Source organism: Metabacillus sp. KH_069 (assembly GCF_057838075.1).
Window position 1 is genome coordinate 3940293 of record NZ_CM174460.1, and the last position, 21778, is coordinate 3962070.

A 21778-nucleotide genomic window follows, 5' to 3' on the forward strand; every position below is an offset into this window, starting at 1 on the left:
TGTTACCCATCAATTTACATGAATTCAAAACAAATAAGCAACTATGAATGCTTCCATTTTCAGATAATTAGAAGTCTTGTTCAAGTAATCGCCATATTTAGATTCTGTTTATACTTACTAAGTGAAAGGGTATTGTCCCAGTAAATCGAGAAAGGCGGTTCTCTATGAAAAAAGAAATAAAGGCATTTGTTTTTGATGTTTACGGAACATTATTCGATGTGCATTCCGTGAAGAAAAAAGGAGACGAACTGTTCGAGGGCAAGGGAGAGGAATTAAGCAAAATCTGGCGTCAGAAGCAGCTGGAATATTCCTTTTTACGGCAAATCATGGGCAGCTATGAATCATTTTTGACGATTACGCGAGATTCGTTAAGATATGCTATTCACTCACTTGAGTTAAAGGATTCGAAAGTACATGAGGACGCCTTAATAGCAGAATATACAAAGCTATCGCATTATCCTGAGACTGAAAAGGTGCTATCTCAGCTGAACCATAAAAAGCTCGCCATTTTTTCAAATGGATCACATGATATGCTGGATCCGCTGATCGAACAATCAGGACTTTCTCCCTTCTTTGATCATGTGATCAGCGTCGATAAAGGAAAGCAATATAAACCCTCACCGGCCTCTTATACACTTGTGCTGAAGGAGCTTGGAGTTAAACGTGAAGAAGTTCTCTTTATGTCATCAAACGGCTGGGATATTTCAGGTGCAAAAAACTTTGGATTCAATACGGCCTGGATCAACCGCGGCGAAATGCCGGAGGAGGAGCTTGGTTTAAGGCCTGACAGTATTTATTCTGATTTAAATGGGATTCTTGAGTGGATATAAAAGAAAGACCTGCTGACAGCAAGTCTTTCTTTTTGGTCTTTTAGTAAACTATGTTGCTATTATTCTAGATATGTTTAAAACCATGAGTGGATTGTAGCGGAAGGAACTTGACTCCTGCGGGCAATAGAGCGAAGTGGGAGACCCCACAGGCAAAAAGCCGAGGAGGCTCCCACGCTCCCCGCGGAAAGCAAGTTCCTGCAGCGGAGAGGAACGGACAACATTAATAATCAAAAACAACAATCTTTGCGAAAACAGCCTTCTTTTTACCGCTCCTTGAGCCTGTATAAAACAATTTCTCCATAAACCGGATCAAAAAGAGGGTTCGAATGAAATTCCTTAGTTTTTTCAAGCCGGTCCGCTAAATCAATTCCCTGCTTTTCAAATCCTTCTGCAAGATGATTGGTCAAATAAATGGTCTTCCCTTCCTGATAGGATACATCCTTTTGAAAGTAAGGATACGAGTAGTAGCGTTTATGATCATATGGGACAGATAAATAGGATAATACCCGTGTCTCCTCCCATGTATAGACGATTAAAGGCTCCCCCTGCTCATCCAGGTACTCAGCCATTTGATAGACGGCAGGCTTGCTTTCGGCCTGCTCTTTTAAAAGAGGGACACTTACACCAAGCTGCAAGACTGCAAGCATAATGAAAACAATCTGTCCTTTTTTTGTCTTTCCTGCCAAATAGACAAATATGACAAACAGAAGCAGCATCGCAATCGGAAAAGAATGACGGGGTTTATCGATATTCTGTGCAAACAAGTTCCAGAGAAAATAGACCAGCATCAAACTTAGCAGCAGCTTATGACGATTGAAAAATTCCGTCCTTGCTTCTTTGTTCAGACTCATGAAAAACCACACAACCACACCTGCTGCTGCAGCGAGCAAAAGATAGGATTGCGACATCATCCCTGTAAAGCCAACATTTTGCACCGTTAATCGGTATAGACGGGACCAGATCGGTTCCCCAGATTCCGTAACCGCTCCTCCCCAGGATGTAAAATGGCCGGCAATAAAGCTATAAGAGAGTTTGATAAATCCAGGAAGGCTGCCTTCACTCATAATCAGCCCAGCAATCCAAATACTTTGAAAAAGCACGGCCGCAAACGCAAAAACAGCAATCCTTTTCATATTCTTGCTTTCTTTATAATCCTGAATCCATAAAAAAACGATGGCGAGCCCAAACGGCGCGTATGAAAGCCGAATTCCCATCAGCAGGCTGAACAGGAACAGCGGAAGAAGCTTCATCCAAATCGAGTTTTTTTTGAATGCGAGATAAACAGCCCATAAATACCACCATAAAACTCCGATCGCGGCCCCTTCAGACATTGGCTGAGCGGAGAGAACGGATAAATAGCTGTTCGTTTGAAGCAGCATGACGACCATTAAGGACGGCAAAGCTCCGATGTACTGTTTTGCTAAAAAATAGATGGGAATACACGCAGACAAAACAATCGTCTGATTAAAAATAGACAGTGCCTGCGCAGGGTTATCCACCCATATATGTGTAATCATTCCGCCGAGAATGAAATAAGGATATCCTGGAAAATGCGGCTGCATGGCTAGCAGATCGTATCTGTCCAGCGCCAGCGCAAAATCAACCTGATCCCATGTGGCAGCATACGGACTGCTGTATATAAATCTAAAATAAACGGCTGCCAGCAGGATGGCTGCAGCGCTAATTGTCTTAAGGATCGTGCTCATGCAAAAACTCCCTTACTAAGTAGAAAAGCGCAGCAGCCAGGTCAGATGTGCAGCATTTCATATAAACTCTAAAAAAAATACAAGGCGGATCGCCTTGTATTTTTTATCCTATACGAGCCTCAGGCTTCAGTACTTTTTTATCTTTAGGTGCTGCTTTCTCAGCTTTTACAGGCTTCTTTGTGAAGACAAGCAAATAGATTGTCGCGAAATAGCCCAGATACGCGAGGACTTCTTCCAATGAAGGCATGGATGAATATCCTAAGAAAGCTTTTAAGAAAATGCCGATATCACCGGACAGCAGCGGTGCTGTACCGTGATCTCGCAAGTAGTGAGCATAGTCAATCGGATGCTCAGGCAGAAACCAGGTAATATTATAAACGTGCGGCATCACACTGCCGATTATCTTTAAATCCTGCAGCATGGATATTCCCTGAACGAGAAGACCGGCTGCAATTAAAACGATAAATGCTCCCGTTATTCTAAAGAAAGCTTTAAGCGAAATTTTCATTGTTCCTTTAAAGAATAGGTAGCTGACGAGTGAAGCGGCAATAAGCCCTGAAATAGCTCCCCATCCCTGCAGAGCCGCTCCAATGTTTCCCCCTGTAATAGCAGCGAAGAAAAACACCGTTTCTACCCCTTCGCGTACTACAACTAAGAATGAATGAATAACCATTCCAATTACACTGCCTGCCGTAATAAAATGATTAATCTTTCCTTCAACGGTCGATTTAATATTTTTGCTGTGCTCAGCCATCCAAAAGACCATTTGAGTTAAAAGAATGGAGGAGATGAAAATAATCGAAATCTTCAGGTACATTTCACTGCCCATCGCCGCAAACCCTGTGAATACCACTTGAAAAACAAGAGCCACAAGGTAACTTGCAAAGACCGCCAGACCTGCTCCAAGCCAGACGAACTTCACAAATTTTTGATTATCTGTACGCTTTAAGTAAGTTGTAACAATACCTACAATTAATAAGGCTTCCAAAACCTCACGGAATGTAATAAGAAATGCCTGAAGCTGCACGTTCATCCCCTCCTTAAAATATATATGGCTACTGCTTCCTTTTTCTGATTGCGTAGACAGCGACAAGCGCCAGGACTGCCACTATAATGACAATCGGAAGCCAGTTCTTTAAGCTCGCTAAATCCGTCCAGTCTGTCGTATCTGAAGCTGTTGATTCCCCTTCATCAGCTGAGAAATGACCGGATGTAAAATCTTTTATGTCAAATTCTTTTTTAAGATCAGTTAAAATGATTTCTTTGCTTTCGTTAAATGCATCTTGACTTGCTTCTGATTTCCCGACTCCGAACAAGCCTGGATTGCCTAGAGCTTCCAATGCTTTATTGAATTCGTCTCTAATCCCAGTGTCCATCTCTTTACTGCTTTCAGCTACGCGCGGAGAAAGTGCCTCGTAAGTCGCAAATCCTTTTGCAAGCAGCCGTTTGCTTGTATCATAGTCCTTAAAATTTTCATCGACATTTTCAAGGCGGCGGCTGATATTCATTGCAAGAAGTTTCTCCATGTTTTGAACGAGTTCTTCTTTATTCTCATTTTCAATATTGTCCATGATGACCTCTGTTGGTTCCGGCCCCATGTGCATATCAATCTCTTCTTGAACAGTTTCATAGATTTTCTTTGCTTCAGCAAAGTCAGGGGGACTTTCATCCAGCTGAACCTGCATGTTTTTATAGGCTTCCGCAATTTTTTCTTCATTCGGATCTCCGTATGAATAAGCAGATGCGCTGTTATGTATAGGTAAACTGATAAGGATAAGTACAATTAGTGATAAAAAAGTTTTTTTCATTGTCTGCCCTCCCTAAATAATGATAATGATTCTCATTTTTATTGTCAATAAAAATAAGAAAATAAAAAATACTCTAGGAGCATTTCTTATTTTCTCTAAATGAATGTAAAACATGTGCACTTTTATTTATGGACACTTTTTTAGCTGGACGGCGCATTTCTTTTATAATGGCCGGAATGACAGATGACAGATATTTTCTGAATTTGATAAAGGATTGACCTTCAGTTCTGACTTGATAGGTAATCGGCACTTCCTGAACGCGAAACCCTTTGCGGACAAGGTTCAGGGTGACTACCTGTGCGTAATTATAGTCATGAATAATCTCAGCATGCTCTATAGCCTGGCGGGAAAATGCTCTCATTCCTGACTGGCCATCGTAAATCCATTTTTTAAGTAGCAGTGACTGCAGCAGGGTAAAACAGTAATTTCCCAATCTGCGGTGAAGCTTCATCCCTTTAATTGAGCCGAGAAACCTCGATCCCATCGTATAATCCGCTTCACCTGCAAAGATCGGCTGAAGCACGCTCGGGATTTCATCCGCCGGATATTCATTATCAGCATCAATCATCACCGCAATATCTGCCCCAAGCTCATAGCTATGCTTGAGACCGGTGCGGACAGCAGCACCCAGCCCCCCATTCTTCTTCAAAGAGAGGATATGGTCTGCACCTGCTGCTCTGGCTGTTCTAACCGTATTGTCCGTTGAACCATCATCTATGACGAGCACTTCTACTGCGACTTCTTCATGAAAATGACGCGGCACGTTCTTGATGACAGGCCCAATTGATTTTTCCTCATTGTAAGCCGGCAAAAAGACGACTACTTTCTGTTTCTTCATTCAGCGTTCCCTTCCTTCTCAAAGGCCTCAGTAAGAACTGGCCCCCTGCTATGCGATGGATATGGCGCTCCAAGTAAATAAGCAAGTGTCGGCGCTATAGAGACGAGGCTGTGTTTCTCCTCTACCACCCTGCCTTTTTGAATGGTTGGCCCATACATGAAAAATGGCACAATCCGCTCGCCTTCATCAAGATGACCGTGTCCGCCAATTCCATCAGCCTGTCCATGATCGGCACAAATAATAAAGGTCGTATTCTCAGCTTTGCCGGTCTCTTTTAAATGCTCTATAAAGTTTTTGACCAGCTGATCGGCCTCTTTTATTTTTTGAAGATATTCATCATAAAATACGCCTCTGCTGTGACCTGTCTGATCGGTTGAAATCAGCTGGACAATAAAGAGCTCAGGATCCTGGTCATCCATGATCTGCTTCGCTTTTTCCATAATTTTATAGTCCACAACATCGTTTTTCATCACAGCCGTGAATGTCTCCACTTCATCACCGAACGCATCGACTAAATGAGCAACAGCAAGCATCTTTCCTTTTTTCTTAACACGTCTTAGCGAATCAAAGATGCTTTCTGTACGGACTCCGAAGCGCCAGACCATATTTGATTTGATCCCATGCTCAAACGGATAGGTTCCGGTAAACATTGATGAAAAGCAGACGACCGTTCTCGCAGGATAGACCGTCTCCATTTTCGCAAATTCTGTTCCGTTTTTACGGAGATAATCTAAATAGGGGGTATCCGCTTCTTCAAATCGTTCCTTTCTCATTCCATCAATGACAATCACCACTACCTTGTCATTGACTCCTTTTTCAGGCACTTCCGCATTATGGGTGTACGATGAAACCGGCTTTGGCTTCCAGTCAAACAGGTATTTATGAAGAATGAACGTATAAATCAGCAGTGATCCATAAAACAGGAGAAGAGACTGCCAGTTTACATCCTGAACGGAACCTCCATTTGAAAGGATGCTGAAGCAATAATCCCATACAGACAAAATCAGAATGAATTTTGGAAGCTGCTCCTGAGCATTTCCGCTGGTAGAATCACTGTTTTTAAGAACCAGTTTCCAAAAACGGGTGAAATTCATCCAGGACGTTCCGATTCGCAAGTGATAATAAAACGTTCCCCAGAAAAAAACCGTGAAAAAGAAATATAAACCGGCTGCAAACAGAAGAAGTCCGATATTAGTCTCTTCGAACATCATTAAATAAGCCATAATAGGAATCCATAAATAATTTCGTAAGAATAATGGAAAATCGTAAAGATAATAAATAACAAGCAATGGAACGATAAAAATAAGGGATAAAGCAAAAGCAGGCCAAAACGGGCCCTCCCCTAATAGATAGAAGTGAAACAATAAAAAGGTTCCCACAGAAAAAATAGGAGTAAAGGGCTTGCCCTCATTTAACAAATTCCAGCACCACGCAGCTATTTTTTCAAACTTGGATGCTTGTTTTACTTTCTCCACTTCAACCTCTCCTTTCTCTTCATAAAATAGGTCAGCTCCCTTATCTGGAGCGGCAATAATAGAAAAGCTGCAATTCCTCCTGCATATGAGAAAACAAACTTAAATCCGTGACTGATCACGGCATATTCATAGGCTTCCTTCATGCTTGCTCCCGTTATCTTAAGAGCAAATGTCATCACGGTTTCGTATGTGCCGACGCCTCCAGGTGTGACCTGAAATACCTGTCCGGATATGGTTACACTATTAACCCAGACAGCCTCCATAAAAGATAAGCTTTCAGGTGATGCGATGCCATAAATGACAACTGCTTCAAAAATCCAGCTTAAGGCAACAAGAAGGATAATGACTGCACCATGCAAACCTCTGAATCCTTGTTTCAATTGACTGATCTGTTCCTTCAGAAAGCCTGGAAACTTTATCTTTACAGTTATAAAAATAGCTGCTGCCGCCATTGCCAAAAAGGCGAGGACCGGTAAATTCACCTGTAATCTTCCATACAGGTACAAAAGGCCGGTCCCTGAGAAAATAACAAGAATCAGCATATCCAGCATCCTTAGGACAACCACCGAATGTGCCGCTTGCCCAAGCGTCACTTCTTTATCATTTTTAAATACGGCTGCCCGGACAGCATCTCCGACTTTTAATGGAGATAAATGATTAATGAACAAACTGTACAGCAGACCGGCAAGGCATTTTTGCAGAGAGACTTTATTCTGGAGATAAAGCCTCCAGGCAAAAGCACGAAGGACAAAAGCTGCTGAATAAAAAATGACAAGCGCAAGCAATACAAAAGGTTTTTCTAAAAGCGACATCAGCTGCCCATATAAAGAAGCCGGCTGAAAAACCAGTATGCTTAACCAGATAAACAGCAGGGTTAAAGCAATTCCAATCAGATTAAATAATATCGGGATGTTCCTTAGCCCAAGCAACGGTTTGTTCAAATCCTTCCTTAAAGGATATAGAAGGGGCATATCCAAGCTTTAATCTTGCTTTGGAGATATCTGCCCAAGTAGAGGTTACATCGCCTTTTCTCGCTTTTTCGTATTGAAGCTCAAAATTCGGAAAGTGTGATCTCAGCTGATTAATAACCTCCGTCATGAGCACAGGACGTCCTGAACCGAGATTATATACATCACTTTCAGAAGACCCAAGCGTAAGCATAATTCCCGTCACAATATCATCAATATATGTATAGTCACGCCCTGTTCCTTGTCCAAAAATGGACAGGTTCTGATTGTTCATGATTCGTCTAATAAAAGTGGAAAATGCCATATCCGGCCTTCCCCAAGGTCCATAGACTGTAAAAAAACGAAGAATATTCATTTGAAAACCATACATGTGGTGATAGGCGTGACAGAGAGATTCTGCCCCCATTTTTGAGGCTGCATAAGGGGATAGAACTCTTCCTGTAACCATATCTTCAGACAGCGGCACATCAAACTGTTCCCCATAGACAGATGAGGAGGAAGCAAAGATGACATGTTTAACCTGATGTTCACCTGCACACGCCAGAATATGATTTGTTCCTTGAATATTAACGTCAATATATGCGGATGGATTCTGCAGGGAGGGGCTGACTCCGGCAAGCGCTCCTAAATGGACAATCGCCTCAGGCTTCTCCATCTTAATGATGCTCATAAGCTTTTCTCTATCCAGCAAGTCACAATCATAATAAGGGACACTTCCGCTATTTTTTACTTGCTGTAATTGATAAAGCTTTCTTGGATTCTGTTCCGCACGGTCCAGATCGTCGAGCAGAATAGGCTGGTTTCCGCTCTTCAAAAGCCGAATGGCAAGATGGCTGCCGATAAACCCTGCACCGCCAGTAATAAGTATTTTCATGTTTGCTCCTTATACCTTGCGTTTTTGTGTAAAAAGAAGAAACCTTGTCCGCAAACAAGGCTCCTTCTTTTATAACATATTATTTTGCTTTTTCAATGAGATTATTTAAGCTCTCTTCTAAAAGCGGCATGTATTGATCTGCAGCTTCCTTGTCATTTGCTTTGGCAGCATCTAAATAGCCTTGAGCATTTTCAGTAAGCTTAGTTGTTTCTTCTTCTCCAAGAATCGTTTTAATGTCATTTTCAATGATGTTAATGAATAATGCACCTTCAATGGCTGTGATCGAACCTTTTTCCTCACCGAAGGCTTCTTTGCTTTCTTCATACTCATGAAGGGCAATCTTTGCAAAGCCACGTACAAATGCTTTGTTGATCATTTCTGCATCAAGTGTTTTAGCGTCTGTCTGCAAATCAAGCTGTTTCAGGATGTAATCAGCATCTTCAGCTGCATGCTTTTGCAGGTAAGGATAAACGGATTGATAAAATGCCCATCCTTCAGCCTGTTCGATTTTTGCTTCTGTTTCATCTGTCTTAGCCGCTTCAGATGCCTTTGTTGCATATCCGTTCGGCAAAGCGCCTACTGCATAATAGAATGTCTTCATTAATGTTTTATCAACCACTTGTTTTCCAAGTGAGAACGATAGCTTATCTTCGCTTTCAATTGCTTTTTTCATTTCATCAAAGCCGCCTGAGATGACATCCTGCATATTTGATTCATAGGCAGCATCCCTTTTCTCAACCGTTCCTTCAATAGCTCCATAAAAACTCATTGCTTCTTCGTATTCTTCCATTACTTCTTCTTTATTGCCCCAGTTTTCATCAATCTCTGTGAATTCATGGCGCATCGTCTGGAAGAATTCTTTTTGCATCAATTTATCAAAAAGCTGTCTGACAACGACAGGATTCATTTCTTCATTTTTTCCTGCTTCTAAAGCAGCAGTAATGGTTTGATCGATATCCTCGCCAAATTCCGCATCACGCTGTTTTACGAGCGTTTGCAGCTCGCTTTTATATAATTCTTCTACTTTTGAAAAATCAACTTCTTGATTTTCTTTCGCTTTATCAAGCTCAGCAACAGCATCTGTATATGCCTTCACAACCGCTTCCGGCTCTGATGATGCTTCTTTTTCAGTTTTTTCTTCAGCAGTTGATTTAGTCTGTTCTTCGGTACCCGCTTTTTCCTCTTTATCGTCAGGCGCAGTTTCTTTTGAACAACCGCTGATTAGTAGTGCTGATGCAAGTGCTGCAGATAGAATCGTCCACTTAAATGACATGCTGTTTTCCCCCTGTAATGTCGTTGATAATGATTTTCAATAAGTCCTTCGTCATTATAATAGAGAACGATTCTCATTGTCAATATAATTTTGATATTCTGTCAATGGGGCTAAGCCTTATTTCAAAGCTTTCAGCGACTTTCTCTGCATGGTCCCACAATGGGTCTCCCATTTCCCTCTTTTCCCCCGCAGGAGTCAAGTGCCTTCCGCTGCAATCCACTTAAGGTTTTAAACAATTCTAAAAGAAACAAAGTTTACGAAAACAGCCAAACAATAAAAAAGTCTGCCCGAATATGAGCAGACTTTCTATCATCAGTTATTAATATATTTTTCAAAAACTTCGCCGAAATCTTTAATATGATACTGCTCGCGGACAGAAGTCATCCAAGTAAAGCCAAAATCAGTCAGGTCTCTGTATGTATCAGAGAGCTTATTGTTGTCTGTTCTTGAGTTTTGAAGGATGTTTACGGCTTTATCAAGACTGTTTGATGCCATATCTATGTATATAGCATTTTCATGTGTAATTTCCGCAATGCGAAGAAGAGATTTATATAAGTCTTTCAGCTGTTCAATTTGATCTTTTCTTACATCAATATCAAACCTTTGGCTGCCGAGGCTGAATTTTATTTCTACATCCATATCGATTTTACCGGCTGTTTCCAGCAGTACATCTGAAAATTTATACTGTGCGTAAGGATAGCGTTTGAGAGTTCTTTTAGAAGAAACGGCATTTGCCCCATCTACGTGAATAAAAGAAAGATTTGTAAAGCAATATTCATCTGCTTTTGTCTTAATTAAAAAATAGATCTTCTCATTATCCTCATGCATCACATAATCATCTGCGTCCGTTTTGTCATAATCAGCCGGACTAATAATCGTACCAATATCGGATAACCCTAATGCCTCTGAAGCTAGTTTTTTAAACATGGCTTTTTCATCCTTCCTTGTTTAGCATCTCCCTAATTTTAACAAGAGACTGTGAGATTGAAAACTCTTTTCTTTGCTTGTCAGGAAACACTTTTCTTTAATAAAAAATGAGACAAGCGCCAAATTATTGACCGAAATGTTACACTCATTTTGGCTTTGCATATCTTATAAAATAGTAACGGAGAACAAGACAGTAGGCGGTCAAACGATGAGCAATAAAGAGAAAGCGGTATTTGGAGCGTGGATTCAGGCAATTGGAACAGTAACTGCGGCTGTTGGGAGCACACCCTCAAAAGTCCTCACAGATCAGCAGCTTGAAAACTTAAATTTATGGGGGAATGTTCTGCAGGGGACTGGCAATGCAATCCTTGCAGATACAATTGACTCATTTAACTTAAATAAAATCGGCAATATGATTCAGGCAATTGGGAACTCAACAGTTGTCACAGGAATTATCATTGATTTCAGCGAACGCACTCAGACACTTCTTGATGTTCAAGGCAATCTCCTTCAGGCGACTGGAGGGGGTTTAGGCATTGCATATTCATTAGAGCAGGAGAAGTCGATCGAACAGCTGTACAGTATATACGGCAATCTTCTTCAGGCAATAGGAAATTCCCTGCAGGCCATTGCAGGCGGCATGCAGCTTCGAAATGAAGATCCCGGAAACATCAACACAGTCGGAAGCTGGATTCAGGCGATTGGGTCCATTATCTCAGCCATTGTAGAAACGAAATACTGAATACCTGCTAAGGAAAGAAGGGCAGCGTCAATTTTGACACTGCCCTTTCTTATTTACTCCCCTTTTGTCGTTGGAAGATTTCCGTTTTCCCACGATGCGTATCCGCCTTTTATATTGATGGCATTTTTAAACCCTTTCGCCTGCAAAAGACTCATCGCAATCGCAGATCGAACACCAGATTGACAATGGACAAGCAGCTTTTTATCTTTAGGAATTTCATCGATTCGATCGCTGATTGTGCCTAACATAATATGTTTGGCTTCCAGTATATGCCCCTGTTTCCATTCTGCATCATTTCTGACGTCAATCACTGCGTACTCATCAGGGTTCATCCTAAGTTTTTCATCAGCTTCTGCTGCAGAAATCTCATCATAGGATTCATACTGATCCAGCTGTTCAACCGCATCCGGCTCAATATAAGCTTCAGCCCCATCAAACCCCACTGATTCAAGCATTCTTTCAGCCTGTTCCAGCTGGGTGCTTTCACAGATTAAAATGGCGGGCTGATCATAATTTAATAACCACCCTGACCAATTAGCAAAGGTTTTAGCGAAAGGAATGTTCAAGCTTCCTTTATAGTGCTTCTTCTTGAACGATTCAGAAGGTCTTAGATCGATGATCTGAATTCCTTCGCGCTCATCAAGCTCTTTTACGGAAGTTAATTTGTGCAGTTCCTTTTCCTTCAGAAACTCCGGTCCTTCTTTGTTTACTTTTTTCATTAGAGCAAAATATTTTGGAGGCTCTGGCTGTCCTTTCAGCAGTTCTTCTGCAAACTCGTCCTTATTATCAATCTGAAAGGCCCAGTTGTTCATCTTTTCGTATCCAACTGTTGTAACCGGCACCGCTCCAAGCGACTTACCGCAGGAACTGCCTGCTCCATGGGCGGGCCATACCTGCAAGTAGTCAGGCAGTTCTTTGAAATTCCGAATAGAATCAAACATCGAAGCCGCGCCTGTTTCAGCAGTTCCAGACACACCCGCTGCCTTTTCAAGGAGATCAGGCCTCCCGACATCTCCGACAAAAACGAAATCTCCCGTAAAAATTCCCATTGGAACATTTGAGCCTCCGCCCTTATCTGTCAGCAGAAATGAAAGACTCTCGGGAGTATGGCCAGGTGTATGTATCACTTTCATCTCGATTTTGCCTATCATGAAGTGCGAACCGTCTTTGATTAATTGATGATCAAACTCATCTGCGAACGCATACTTCCAGTTTTCATCGCCTTCATCTGATAAAAATAACTTTGCATTTGTCGCTTTAGCAAGCTCCCTGGAACCAGAGACGTAATCCGCGTGAATGTGAGTTTCAGTTATGGCCGATATATCAAATCCCTCGTTCTTTGCTGTTTCAAGATAAGGAGCAATGTGGCGCGCAGGATCTACCACTAAAGCCTCACCTGTTTTTTGACACCCGATTAAATAGGACATGTGTGCAAGGTTTTCATCAAAAAATGAACGAAAAAACATATTGAAGCCTCCTAGGCATTTTTCAGGGGGATAAATACCCCCCTCTGTATATATCTTATTTCCTTTCTTTTTACTTACAAAACATTTTTTGTGCGGAACGTTCATATTCAGGGAATACTTTTATAAGATAAATTCATTTGTATAAATACCCTATATAGTATTTAATAAAGGTAGAAGCTTAAATGATGAGGTGAGTAAAATGAATAAAACCATAAGTTCAAATTACATACAGCAGCATCTTGCGAATGAAAGAACCTATCTTGCATGGATCAGAACGTCCATTGCAATAATTGGAATTGGTTTTTTGATGACAAACATACACTTCACTTTTTTGTCAAAGCTGTCAGCACTTGCAGACATGATCACAACAATTACCGGCATTGTCTCTATCATCTCCGGTATTAGCATTGTCGTTTTTTCTACTTATGATTATATTAAGAAAACCAAACAGATTGATGCTCAAACGTTTCAGCCCTCTAAGCATATTGTGATATTTTTATCAATTATTATTCTAGTGCTGATTCTTGGATTTACCTTTTACTTCTTTATCATCATCTAATTCTTAATCATTTATTAACATTCAGCTGAAATAATGGTGGAAAAAGGAGGGTTCATACTATGGATATCAGTATTGGATTTGCATTCGCAGCAGGAATTCTCTCGTTTTTTTCGCCATGTGTTTTTCCTCTATTGCCTGCTTATATTACGCATTTAACGGGAGGAACGATTCATCAGAAAAAACTCAAGGTCAACAAGAAACTGCTTCTTTTGAAATCGTTAGGCTTTATCGCAGGTTTCAGTCTGATTTTTATCATCATGGGAGCTTCTGCGAGCTATTTAGGACAATTTTTTTCTGAGTACAGGCCATTATTTGAACAATTAGCCGGGATCTTAATTGTCATATTTGGTCTGCAGATGCTTGGATTGCTGCAATTCAAATTCCTCATGATGGAAAAGAAGATAAGTACACCGCATGAAGGCAAAAAAATGTTTGGTTCGATTTTACTTGGCATGGCATTTGCCAGCGGATGGTCACCTTGTGTAGGTCTTGCCTTATCCTCCATTTTGCTGCTTGCAGGATCATCTGACACCCTAAATCACGGGATTATGCTTTTATCTGTTTATTCTCTTGGCCTTGCTGTACCATTCTTGATGATTTCATTGGTTATTTCTCATTCTTTGAAAGTGATGAAAGTGATAAATAAACAGTTAAGGAAGTTGTCGATTGTGAATGGTGTAATTATGCTTATGCTTGGTTTTTTAGTATTTACCGGCAAAATGCAAGTAATCAGTGGATGGCTGTCTGCCTATAGCTTATTTTCTTTTTAAGGAAAGTGATGTAAATGAACCGTTTAAATGGGAAAACGATATTGCTTATAGAGGAAAATAAGGAAATTCGATCATTGGTTGCAGTTCATTTAAAAAATGCAGGATATGAAATTCTGGAAGCTGCTGGCGGGTGTGAAGGCAAAAAAATGATTGTAGAACTTGATCCTTGTTTTATCATCATGGAGCTGATCCTTCCAGACTCCAATGGCGAAGAAGTATGCAAATGGCTCAGGGAGGATCTCAAAAGCGATGTTCCGCTAATTATCCTGACCTCTAAATCCTCAGAAAAAGACAGGATAAATGGTTTATTAATAGGAGCAGATGATTACGTGACAAAACCGTTCAGTCCAAATGAGCTGACAGCCAGAGTTGCCACCGTCCTGAGAAGAACCTCTAACCGCTGCAACAAAATCAGTTACCGGGGTTTAACTATAAAGCCTCTGAAGAAAATAGCAAAATATCAAGGGATTGAACTCGATCTTACCGTGTTTGAATTTAACCTGCTGCTGACTCTCATGAAGCATCCCGGGCAAATCTTATCACGTGAACAGCTGCTTGGTTTCATCTATCAGCACAATGAGAAGTCAGTTACTGAAAGAACCATCGACGTACATATTCGCAATCTCAGGGAAAAATTGTTCTGCGTTTCAGCAAAGGAATTCATTAAGACGATACGAGGTGCAGGGTATAAATTTGATCCTTTTTAAGGTTTAATGAATGAGCTATTTTTCAATAAAAAATTAATCAGCTCTTAACATAAGAGCTTCATGATAATGGTAAGGGAGTGATATCGTGAAATTTTCACTGTATGAGGAGAAGGTATTTAACAGTTCACTTAAATATGGGAAGTTAAGCATCTCAACAGATGAAACGGCCGGATTTAAACCGCTGGAGCTTTTTATTTCATCAATGATAGGCTGCAGCGGAACCATTCTGGTAAACATTCTTAAAAAGAAAAGAATCCCCTTTAGCGACCTCCATCTGTCTGCTGAAGTTGAGCGCGATGAAAAAGCTGCAAACAGAATTTCCAAACTTTTCATTTCAGCTGTTGTTCAATCTGATGCCCTTCTATCTTCAGAACAAACAGACCGTCTATCAGAGCTAGTCATAAAGAATTGCGGGATGCTGCAAACCATTTCGGAAAGCGTGGATATTTGCTTTCTGATAAAAATCAGCCCTGATAAAGACACATGAATTATATTCAAATAGGAGCTCTCACCCTCCCAATAGAATGGATCGCTTTATTAGGATCCGTTTTTCTGGCCAGTTTCCTTTTTAAAATTTATTTTAAAACAAGTCTCGACTGGATGTTTACTGCTCTGTTTCTTTTGATTTTCATCTGGAAGGTCAGCTTCTTGCTTGTTGAATGGGATATGAACAACAAATCTATGTATTCCCTTCTTTATTTTAACGGCGGAGCGCTTGGGTATATGATCGGAGCACTCGGCATTTCTGTCTATCTGTGTGTAAAGAAAAACATGATGCCCCAAGCACAGTTTTTACTGATTCTTTACCTTGCATTAATGACTTTTTTTGAGCTCATTCTTTTTGGTTTCAATCCTGATGCCATGATTGATTTTGCTCAAATTTCAATCAATCTCACTTGGCTCGTCTATGCGATTAAAAACATCAAATCATTGTCAAAACAAACCGTATATAAAGCTTTTATTCTTTTCGCCTTATGGAACATACTTATTTACTCATTAAAGGATGAAATGATTTCTCTGAATACCTTCACTCATATCTGGATGACAATTACCCTGTTAATGGTATCAAGCAAGGAGGAAAAAGCATGAAAAAAGCCTGGTTTCCTATCATAACGGTGCTTTTATTAACTGCCATTTTAGTTGTTAATATTAGCAAAGAATTTGGAAACGATGAAAAAAGCGATTTAAACCCGGCTGATTATCAGGACGGTGCTTCGGTTGCGGCCGACACAGAATCTAATAGTGAACGTGTGAAAAATAGTATTGGTCTCGAGGAAGGGAAAACCGCCCCTGATTTCAAGTTAGAAACTCTAAGTGGTGAAACGGTGAAGCCTTCTGATTACCGGGGACAGGTTGTGTTGATAAATTTTTGGGCAAGCTGGTGTCCTCCATGCAAAGCAGAGATGCCGCACATGGAAGAATTCTACAAAGAAAACAAAGAGAAGCAATTTACAATATTGGCCGTCAATCTTACAAATATGGACCGGGGCATGGATGAAATTCAATCATTTGTCAACGATTACGGGCTTACGTTTCCTATCTTGCTTGACCAAGACGGAAAGACAGGGACGGAATATCAGGCCCATGCGATTCCAACAAGCTACATCGTAGATCAAAAAGGAGTTATCATTCATAAGATAACTGGCCCAATGAGTAAGGATATGATGAATGACATGGTATCTTCCCTTATCAAAAAATAAGAAAAGAGGCTGGGACAAAAGGTTTTCAGCCAAAGAAAAATCCGAACTATTATGTGAAATTCCAACTTGAATTTCGTTTTAGTTCGGATTTTTTTCTTTGGTTCTTTTCATAAATATTGTTGCTGCAGGCTAAATGATAGAAACCTTAAGTGGATTGCAGCGGAAGGAACTTGACTCCTGCGGGAAATAGAGCAAAGTGGGAGACCCCACAGGCAACGCCGAGGAGGCTCCCATGCTCCCCGCGGAAAGCAAGTTCCTGGAGCGGAAAGGAACGGACATTATTTATCATGAAAAACAACAATTTATGCTAAAATAGCTCTTTCTTTTAATGGTTTTCGCACTATTCAATGTTCGGCTTTCATTCAGGAGATGATCGTTACGTCCCAGACTCTTTTTGCATCTTATAAAATGTCCATCCAAATCTTCACTGCAGTAGCAAAAATCAGGACAGCGAGGATGATTTGAAGCACTTTCGTATTTACTTTTTTCCCTGCAATCGCTCCAAGAGGAGAAGCAATTAAACTTGCCACAACCATGATGAGTGCAGGGTAGTAGTCAACCTGTCCTGTAGTGATCTTTCCGACTGTCGCGCCAATCGATGATATAAATGTGATGGCGAGAGACGACGCAATCGTCATGCGTGTAGGAATCTTCAGTACTACAAGCATGATTGGCACCAATAAGAATGCTCCGGCTGCACCTACAATTCCAGACCCGACACCTACGATTAATGCAAGGACAGCTGCAAGCCATTTATTAAAGGTAACCTGATCAAGAGGAATATCATCAATCCCCTTTTTAGGTATAAACATCATAATAGCCGCAATTAGTGCGAGGATACCATAGATGAGGTTGATTCCCTCCTCAGACATCGTCTTCGAACCGAATCCTCCGATAAAGCTTCCGATCAGAATGCTTGCACCCATATAAATGATCAGCGTTTTATTTAAGTATCCGCCTTTTCTGTAGGCCCATACCCCGCCTATAGTGGCGAAGAAAACTTGAACCGCACTGATGCCTGATACCTCATGTGCGCTGAAAGCTGCTAAACCAAACAACGGGGGTATATAAAGAAGCATCGGATATTTGATGATGGAACCGCCAATCCCGAGCATACCGGAAATGTAAGAACCGATAAAACCGATTAAGAAAATGGTTATGATAAATGCAAAATCCATGGTTATACCTCCTTATAAGAGAAGGGAACCTTACATGGTTCCCTTCTTTTTATCCTTTTTGAATCCAGAACTTGAATACATTGTTTTCTTCTTCGTGTTTTACAAGCTCATGTCCTCCAGATTTTGCCCATGCAGCGAGGTCATTTTTAGCCCCTTTATCTGTTGCATGAATTTCAAGCACCTGGCCGCTTTCAAGGTCAGTCATTGCTTTCTTTGTTTTCACGATCGGCATCGGACAAGGAAGTCCTTTTGCATCTAATACTTTTGCTGATTCCATGTCTAATTTCCTCCTATTTGTTTAATTATCGTACTGCACAGCGATTTGGACCAATTTCCATTTCACGCTGTTTTTCCTCATCAGGATTGATTTTTCCCATGTTAGTTTCACGGATCTCCTGATATGCATTTGGCTGAGGCGGTAAATTCTCAGTAACAAGCTTTCTGAATTCGTTTTCGTCTTCAATGTTTAAACCGTGGTTCTTTGCAAACAGGACACCCAATTTTTCAGAAACACTTCCATCATCATTCAGTTCATCAATGATCATAAAGTGTGCCGGAAGGACGATTAACTCTTCAGATAACTCTTTATAACGTGTATAAAGACTTTCTCTCAAATCACCCACCCAGTCTTCTGCCATACCGGCAAGATCAGGTCTTCCAATTGAATCAATGAATAGGATATCTCCTGAAAGCAGGAACTTCTCATCAATTACAAATGATGTCGATCCGATCGTGTGGCCAGGAGAATACAAAGCATGAATGTTAATTGTTGTACGGCCGATTGTGACATCTGTTCCGCCTTCTAATGGCTTGTATTCAAATGTAACTTCTCCTGCATCTTTAGGAGGCAGCCAGTATGCTGCATTCGTTTTTTCAGAGATGATTCTGCCGCCCGAAATATGATCGGCATGAAGATGCGTGTCAAATACATGCTTAATTTCCGCACCATTTTCCTTTGCAAACTCAAGGTAAATATCTGTCATACGCGTAGAATCAATAATTGCTGCTTCATTATTTGAGATAATCATATAAGAAAGACAGCCTTTTCCGATGCGCACGAATTGATAAATTTCGCCGCCATCCTTTAAATCTCCAACTTTTACAGGCTCTAAATGCTCACTCCAGGCTTTCATTCCGCCTTTTAGATAAGATACAGACAGCCCTTCCTCTGCAAGCATCTCGCCTACCATAATGGATGACCCTTCTTTAGCACACACAACTAACACTTCTTGATCTGCAGGAATGCTGCCCATAATTTCTTCTACGCCATCAAGCAAATCAAAATAAGGGACATTCAGATAGCTGAAATTTTCACCTTCGATTTTCCAATCCTGAAAATCACTTTCGTTGCGCACATCCAAAATAAATAATGGTTCTTTGTTAAACACTTTTTTTGTTACTTCTTTTGCAGTCATAGCTTGTAAAGTCATTTTTATTTTACCCCCTGAGGTATATTTTTTATTAAAAAAATTTAGCTTTTTAAAATGTTAATGTGACTTCTGCATCTTTAGCAAATTCCAAAAAGGTTACCGCTCCGCCCACTTCAATGCCATCTACAAAATCTTTTTTTTCAAGGCCCATAACATCCATTGTCATTTGGCAGCCGATAAATGTTACACCCATTTCCTTCGCCATTGAAACAAGCTCAGGAATAGCAGGCACATTAGCTTTTGCAAATCCCTCTGCAAAATGCTCCTTGCCTTCAGGCATTGGAAGCTGCTGATATGCTTCCTTATGAATCAAATTTAACCCTTCGAATGTGAAGAATATCGCTACTTCCTGATCTGTAGCAGCTGCTGCTGTTGCAATATTAAATACTTTATAAGCGTCAAATAATCCGCCGTTGCTTGCGATAATTGCCGTTTTTTTAGCCATCATAATTCCTCCAAATGTAGAATTTATCGATTATTTTTAGATATTTTCCGTTTTTCCAGACCATTCACTCATGCCCGGCACAACGTTTACTACGTTCGTGAATCCATTGTCAGCAAGCTTTTGAGCAGCAAAATCACTTCTGCTTCCTGTACGGCATACTACGTAGATTTCATCTTCTTTATTTAAATCGCCCAAACGGTCTTCAAGTTCTCCAAGCGGAATAGAGACTGCATTTGGAATGTGATTAAATGCATATTCTGCTGCTTCACGCACGTCAAGCACGACAATGTTCCCAGATTCAAGCTTTTGTTCAAGTTCTTCATTGCTGCTTACATTTGGATACTTTCTTTCAGCTGTTTCTTCGCTTGATGATTTTCTTAAATAATGCTTTAAAACGTCTCCATCTTCAATCGTGCCTAAATACTGGTGGCCTGAACTTCCTGCCCATGCCTTCAAGTCAGCCTTTGATCCTTTATCTGTTGCTAGAACCTCTAGAACCTGGCCCGCGTCTAATTCCTTCATTGCTTTTTTCGTTTTTACGATTGGCATTGGACATGCAAGTCCTTTTGCATCTAAAGTGATATCTGTTTTTAATGAGTTCATGAATAATTCCTCCTATTTACCTGCTGGGGTATATTTAAGTAAAAAAATTTATTCCGTTTTTCCATCCCAATCAAGCATACCGCCTGTCATATTAATGACCTTAAAACCTTGGCCTTCAAGGAATTGTGCGGCACGTCCGCTTCTTCCTCCAGAACGGCAAACCATTGTGTATTCCTTTGATTTATCAAGCTCATGCATACGGAATTCTAAAAGGCCTAATGGAATGTTTACTGCTCCAGGAATTTTCCCTGACGCTACTTCATCCGCTTCACGCACATCAATGACATTTAAAGAATCTAAAGTATTTTCAACTTCTTTTGCAGTCAATTGTTTCATGTTCATTTCCTCCTTAATTCCAGGCGTTCATTCCGCCTTTTACGTTAGTTACCTCTTTAAATCCTAACTTTTTCAGTGTTTTGCTTGCTTTTTGGCTTCTCATTCCGCTTTGGCAGATGACGATAACCTCTTTATCCTTCGAAAGCTGGTTTGCTTTTTGTGTTAATTGGTGGATAGGAATATTTGTGAATCCTTTTAGATGATTCCCTTTAAACTCCCCTGGTGTACGCACATCAATAAGCTGTTTGTTTCTATTTTTCAATTCTGATTTCATCTGCTCAGCTGATATTGTTTTGATTCCTTTAGCAGGAATGAAACGTTTGATGATGAAAAGAAGCAGCAGGCCAATCAGAATATAATTAACGATCTCCAAGCATGTTCACGCCTTTCTGGATTAATCTTAGATAAACAGATTGACATTGCCGTCTTCTGCATCTGCTAAATAAGCAGCAACACCTGCATATTCAATATTGTCCAAAAGCTCTTTTTCCTGAAGTCCAAGCAGATCCATAGTCATTGTACAAGCAACAAGCTTAATGTCCTGTTCCTGCGCCATTTCAATAAGCTGCGGAAGCGGAATGGCATTGTGTTTTTTCATGACATCTTTAATCATCTTTGGACCCATTCCCGCAAAATTCATTTTTGAAAGCCCCATTTTATCTGCGCCTCTTGGCATCATTTTGCCGAACATTTTCTCCATGAAGCCTTTTTTAACTGTAATAGGTTCATCTTTTCGAAGAGCATTCAAGCCCCAGAATGTGTGAAAGATTGTTACTTCATGGTCGTAAGCAGCTGCACCATTTGCAATAATATAAGCTGCCATTGCTTTATCATAATCACCGCTGAATAGAACGATTGTTGTTTTTTTAGTTTCAGTCATGTTGTTTTTCCTCCTTGGTTATCCTTTTTTTATATAAAAAACAAAAACATTGTCTTCTTCTTTCATATCAACCATTTCATTGCCTGTAGAAGCAGCCCATGCCGTTAAATCATTTTTTGCGCCTTTATCTGTTGTAAGAACTTCTAAGATCTGGCCTGTTTCAAGATCATTCATCGCTTTTTTTGTTTTGACGATCGGCATCGGACATGCTAATCCTTTTGCATCTAAAACCTTATCAATATTCATTTCTTCTTCCTCCCTTT

Annotated in this window: 27 protein-coding genes; 8 read left to right on the forward strand and 19 right to left on the reverse strand. The window is 40.5% G+C overall.

Annotation, left to right across the window (positions count from 1 at the left end; translation table 11 throughout):
• Positions 1–164 precede the first annotated feature (164 nt).
• Positions 165–830: a haloacid dehalogenase type II gene (locus AC3ISE_RS19855; RefSeq protein WP_489222308.1), complete on the forward strand. Its 666-nt coding sequence runs from the start codon at positions 165–167 to the stop codon at positions 828–830.
• A 263-nt stretch (positions 831–1093) separates the two neighbouring features.
• On the opposite strand, the gene AC3ISE_RS19860 is transcribed toward AC3ISE_RS19855, so the two are convergent.
• From AC3ISE_RS19860 to AC3ISE_RS19900, 9 genes are all read right to left on the reverse strand, one after another.
• On the reverse strand, positions 1094–2536 hold the full coding sequence (locus tag AC3ISE_RS19860) for a hypothetical protein (protein WP_489222309.1): 1443 nt from the start codon (positions 2534–2536) through the stop codon (positions 1094–1096).
• 103 nt (positions 2537–2639) lie between these two features.
• Positions 2640–3563, reverse strand: coding sequence for an FTR1 family iron permease (locus tag AC3ISE_RS19865; RefSeq protein ID WP_489224394.1), 924 nt, complete (start codon positions 3561–3563; stop codon positions 2640–2642).
• 28 nt (positions 3564–3591) lie between these two features.
• Complete coding sequence (locus AC3ISE_RS19870; RefSeq protein ID WP_489222310.1) at positions 3592–4344, reverse strand: hypothetical protein; 753 nt, start codon at positions 4342–4344, stop codon at positions 3592–3594.
• A 73-nt stretch (positions 4345–4417) separates the two neighbouring features.
• The gene (locus tag AC3ISE_RS19875; RefSeq protein ID WP_489222311.1) at positions 4418–5182 is read right to left on the reverse strand and encodes a glycosyltransferase family 2 protein; all 765 of its coding nucleotides are present in this window, start codon (positions 5180–5182) and stop codon (positions 4418–4420) included.
• On the reverse strand, positions 5179–6657 hold the full coding sequence (locus AC3ISE_RS19880) for an alkaline phosphatase family protein (RefSeq protein WP_489222312.1): 1479 nt from the start codon (positions 6655–6657) through the stop codon (positions 5179–5181). Before AC3ISE_RS19880 ends, AC3ISE_RS19875 begins: the two co-directional genes overlap by 4 nt.
• A complete protein-coding gene (locus AC3ISE_RS19885; RefSeq protein ID WP_489222313.1) occupies positions 6645–7598 on the reverse strand; it encodes a lysylphosphatidylglycerol synthase transmembrane domain-containing protein in 954 nt (317 codons plus the stop codon). The genes AC3ISE_RS19880 and AC3ISE_RS19885 overlap by 13 nt, the downstream gene beginning before the upstream one ends.
• The gene (locus AC3ISE_RS19890; RefSeq protein WP_489222314.1) at positions 7552–8499 is read right to left on the reverse strand and encodes a GDP-mannose 4,6-dehydratase; all 948 of its coding nucleotides are present in this window, start codon (positions 8497–8499) and stop codon (positions 7552–7554) included. The genes AC3ISE_RS19885 and AC3ISE_RS19890 overlap by 47 nt, the downstream gene beginning before the upstream one ends.
• A gap of 79 nt (positions 8500–8578) precedes the next feature.
• Positions 8579–9772, reverse strand: coding sequence for a hypothetical protein (locus tag AC3ISE_RS19895; protein ID WP_489222315.1), 1194 nt, complete (start codon positions 9770–9772; stop codon positions 8579–8581).
• A gap of 312 nt (positions 9773–10084) precedes the next feature.
• The gene (locus AC3ISE_RS19900) at positions 10085–10699 is read right to left on the reverse strand and encodes a PH domain-containing protein (protein WP_489222316.1); all 615 of its coding nucleotides are present in this window, start codon (positions 10697–10699) and stop codon (positions 10085–10087) included.
• 208 nt (positions 10700–10907) lie between these two features.
• Between AC3ISE_RS19900 and AC3ISE_RS19905 the strand changes: the two genes are divergently transcribed.
• Positions 10908–11441, forward strand: coding sequence for a DUF6944 family repetitive protein (locus AC3ISE_RS19905; protein ID WP_489222317.1), 534 nt, complete (start codon positions 10908–10910; stop codon positions 11439–11441).
• 53 nt (positions 11442–11494) lie between these two features.
• Here AC3ISE_RS19905 and AC3ISE_RS19910 read toward each other — a convergent pair whose 3' ends face one another.
• On the reverse strand, positions 11495–12907 hold the full coding sequence (locus AC3ISE_RS19910; RefSeq protein WP_489222318.1) for an MBL fold metallo-hydrolase: 1413 nt from the start codon (positions 12905–12907) through the stop codon (positions 11495–11497).
• Positions 12908–13106: 199 nt separating this feature from the next.
• On the opposite strand from AC3ISE_RS19910, the gene AC3ISE_RS19915 reads away from it, so the two are divergent.
• The 6 genes from AC3ISE_RS19915 to AC3ISE_RS19940 all read left to right on the forward strand — a co-directional run bounded on the left by AC3ISE_RS19915 (position 13107) and on the right by AC3ISE_RS19940 (position 16643).
• On the forward strand, positions 13107–13466 hold the full coding sequence (locus tag AC3ISE_RS19915) for a YidH family protein (protein ID WP_489222319.1): 360 nt from the start codon (positions 13107–13109) through the stop codon (positions 13464–13466).
• 59 nt (positions 13467–13525) lie between these two features.
• Entirely contained in the window at positions 13526–14236 is a 711-nt protein-coding gene (locus AC3ISE_RS19920) for a cytochrome c biogenesis CcdA family protein (RefSeq protein ID WP_489222320.1), read from the forward strand.
• Between the two features lie 14 nt (positions 14237–14250).
• Positions 14251–14943 carry a winged helix-turn-helix domain-containing protein gene (locus AC3ISE_RS19925; RefSeq protein WP_489222321.1) on the forward strand — a complete coding sequence of 231 codons (693 nt, stop codon included), beginning with the start codon at positions 14251–14253 and terminating at the stop codon, positions 14941–14943.
• An 85-nt stretch (positions 14944–15028) separates the two neighbouring features.
• Entirely contained in the window at positions 15029–15430 is a 402-nt protein-coding gene (locus tag AC3ISE_RS19930) for an OsmC family protein (protein ID WP_489222322.1), read from the forward strand.
• Positions 15431–15591: 161 nt separating this feature from the next.
• Positions 15592–16032, forward strand: a complete 441-nt coding sequence (locus AC3ISE_RS19935; protein ID WP_489222323.1) for a hypothetical protein — start codon at positions 15592–15594, stop codon at positions 16030–16032.
• Entirely contained in the window at positions 16029–16643 is a 615-nt protein-coding gene (locus AC3ISE_RS19940) for a TlpA disulfide reductase family protein (protein WP_489222324.1), read from the forward strand. The genes AC3ISE_RS19935 and AC3ISE_RS19940 overlap by 4 nt, the downstream gene beginning before the upstream one ends.
• Positions 16644–17044: 401 nt before the next feature.
• Here the strand turns inward: AC3ISE_RS19940 and AC3ISE_RS19945 are convergent, their stop codons facing one another.
• The 9 genes from AC3ISE_RS19945 to AC3ISE_RS19985 are packed head-to-tail and all read right to left on the reverse strand — an operon-like array spanning position 17045 to position 21761.
• Positions 17045–17821 (reverse strand): sulfite exporter TauE/SafE family protein, encoded by a 777-nt coding sequence (locus tag AC3ISE_RS19945; protein WP_309192969.1) that lies wholly within the window; start codon positions 17819–17821, stop codon positions 17045–17047.
• A gap of 49 nt (positions 17822–17870) precedes the next feature.
• Positions 17871–18098, reverse strand: coding sequence for a sulfurtransferase TusA family protein (locus tag AC3ISE_RS19950; RefSeq protein WP_489222325.1), 228 nt, complete (start codon positions 18096–18098; stop codon positions 17871–17873).
• A gap of 25 nt (positions 18099–18123) precedes the next feature.
• On the reverse strand, positions 18124–19251 hold the full coding sequence (locus AC3ISE_RS19955; protein ID WP_489222326.1) for an MBL fold metallo-hydrolase: 1128 nt from the start codon (positions 19249–19251) through the stop codon (positions 18124–18126).
• A gap of 49 nt (positions 19252–19300) precedes the next feature.
• Entirely contained in the window at positions 19301–19696 is a 396-nt protein-coding gene (locus AC3ISE_RS19960) for a DsrE/DsrF/DrsH-like family protein (protein WP_489224395.1), read from the reverse strand.
• A gap of 36 nt (positions 19697–19732) precedes the next feature.
• Entirely contained in the window at positions 19733–20299 is a 567-nt protein-coding gene (locus AC3ISE_RS19965) for a sulfurtransferase TusA family protein (RefSeq protein WP_489222327.1), read from the reverse strand.
• Positions 20300–20347: 48 nt separating this feature from the next.
• Positions 20348–20635 (reverse strand): rhodanese-like domain-containing protein, encoded by a 288-nt coding sequence (locus AC3ISE_RS19970; RefSeq protein WP_489222328.1) that lies wholly within the window; start codon positions 20633–20635, stop codon positions 20348–20350.
• A 13-nt stretch (positions 20636–20648) separates the two neighbouring features.
• Positions 20649–21008 carry a rhodanese-like domain-containing protein gene (locus tag AC3ISE_RS19975; protein WP_489222329.1) on the reverse strand — a complete coding sequence of 120 codons (360 nt, stop codon included), beginning with the start codon at positions 21006–21008 and terminating at the stop codon, positions 20649–20651.
• A 27-nt stretch (positions 21009–21035) separates the two neighbouring features.
• Positions 21036–21515: a DsrE/DsrF/DrsH-like family protein gene (locus tag AC3ISE_RS19980; RefSeq protein ID WP_133312639.1), complete on the reverse strand. Its 480-nt coding sequence runs from the start codon at positions 21513–21515 to the stop codon at positions 21036–21038.
• An 18-nt stretch (positions 21516–21533) separates the two neighbouring features.
• Positions 21534–21761, reverse strand: coding sequence for a sulfurtransferase TusA family protein (locus tag AC3ISE_RS19985; RefSeq protein WP_070874480.1), 228 nt, complete (start codon positions 21759–21761; stop codon positions 21534–21536).
• Positions 21762–21778: the final 17 nt, after the last annotated feature.

What these genes read in the sequence shown, in the direction of transcription:
- AC3ISE_RS19905 (WP_489222317.1), top strand. Translation starts at nt 10,908, where the DNA reads ATGAGCAATAAAGAGAAAGCGGTATTTGGAGCGTGGATTCAGGCAATT.
- AC3ISE_RS19890 (WP_489222314.1), bottom strand. Translation starts at nt 8,499, where the DNA reads ATGAAAATACTTATTACTGGCGGTGCAGGGTTTATCGGCAGCCATCTT.
- AC3ISE_RS19915 (WP_489222319.1), top strand. Translation starts at nt 13,107, where the DNA reads ATGAATAAAACCATAAGTTCAAATTACATACAGCAGCATCTTGCGAAT.
- AC3ISE_RS19925 (WP_489222321.1), top strand. Translation starts at nt 14,251, where the DNA reads ATGAACCGTTTAAATGGGAAAACGATATTGCTTATAGAGGAAAATAAG.
- AC3ISE_RS19895 (WP_489222315.1), bottom strand. Translation starts at nt 9,772, where the DNA reads ATGTCATTTAAGTGGACGATTCTATCTGCAGCACTTGCATCAGCACTA.
- AC3ISE_RS19940 (WP_489222324.1), top strand. Translation starts at nt 16,029, where the DNA reads ATGAAAAAAGCCTGGTTTCCTATCATAACGGTGCTTTTATTAACTGCC.
- AC3ISE_RS19980 (WP_133312639.1), bottom strand. Translation starts at nt 21,515, where the DNA reads ATGACTGAAACTAAAAAAACAACAATCGTTCTATTCAGCGGTGATTAT.
- AC3ISE_RS19970 (WP_489222328.1), bottom strand. Translation starts at nt 20,635, where the DNA reads ATGAAACAATTGACTGCAAAAGAAGTTGAAAATACTTTAGATTCTTTA.
- AC3ISE_RS19855 (WP_489222308.1), top strand. Translation starts at nt 165, where the DNA reads ATGAAAAAAGAAATAAAGGCATTTGTTTTTGATGTTTACGGAACATTA.
- AC3ISE_RS19960 (WP_489224395.1), bottom strand. Translation starts at nt 19,696, where the DNA reads ATGGCTAAAAAAACGGCAATTATCGCAAGCAACGGCGGATTATTTGAC.
- AC3ISE_RS19870 (WP_489222310.1), bottom strand. Translation starts at nt 4,344, where the DNA reads ATGAAAAAAACTTTTTTATCACTAATTGTACTTATCCTTATCAGTTTA.
- AC3ISE_RS19900 (WP_489222316.1), bottom strand. Translation starts at nt 10,699, where the DNA reads ATGTTTAAAAAACTAGCTTCAGAGGCATTAGGGTTATCCGATATTGGT.
- AC3ISE_RS19965 (WP_489222327.1), bottom strand. Translation starts at nt 20,299, where the DNA reads ATGAACTCATTAAAAACAGATATCACTTTAGATGCAAAAGGACTTGCA.
- AC3ISE_RS19955 (WP_489222326.1), bottom strand. Translation starts at nt 19,251, where the DNA reads ATGACTTTACAAGCTATGACTGCAAAAGAAGTAACAAAAAAAGTGTTT.
- AC3ISE_RS19910 (WP_489222318.1), bottom strand. Translation starts at nt 12,907, where the DNA reads ATGTTTTTTCGTTCATTTTTTGATGAAAACCTTGCACACATGTCCTAT.
- AC3ISE_RS19985 (WP_070874480.1), bottom strand. Translation starts at nt 21,761, where the DNA reads ATGAATATTGATAAGGTTTTAGATGCAAAAGGATTAGCATGTCCGATG.
- AC3ISE_RS19950 (WP_489222325.1), bottom strand. Translation starts at nt 18,098, where the DNA reads ATGGAATCAGCAAAAGTATTAGATGCAAAAGGACTTCCTTGTCCGATG.
- AC3ISE_RS19875 (WP_489222311.1), bottom strand. Translation starts at nt 5,182, where the DNA reads ATGAAGAAACAGAAAGTAGTCGTCTTTTTGCCGGCTTACAATGAGGAA.
- AC3ISE_RS19945 (WP_309192969.1), bottom strand. Translation starts at nt 17,821, where the DNA reads ATGGATTTTGCATTTATCATAACCATTTTCTTAATCGGTTTTATCGGT.
- AC3ISE_RS19860 (WP_489222309.1), bottom strand. Translation starts at nt 2,536, where the DNA reads ATGAGCACGATCCTTAAGACAATTAGCGCTGCAGCCATCCTGCTGGCA.
- AC3ISE_RS19920 (WP_489222320.1), top strand. Translation starts at nt 13,526, where the DNA reads ATGGATATCAGTATTGGATTTGCATTCGCAGCAGGAATTCTCTCGTTT.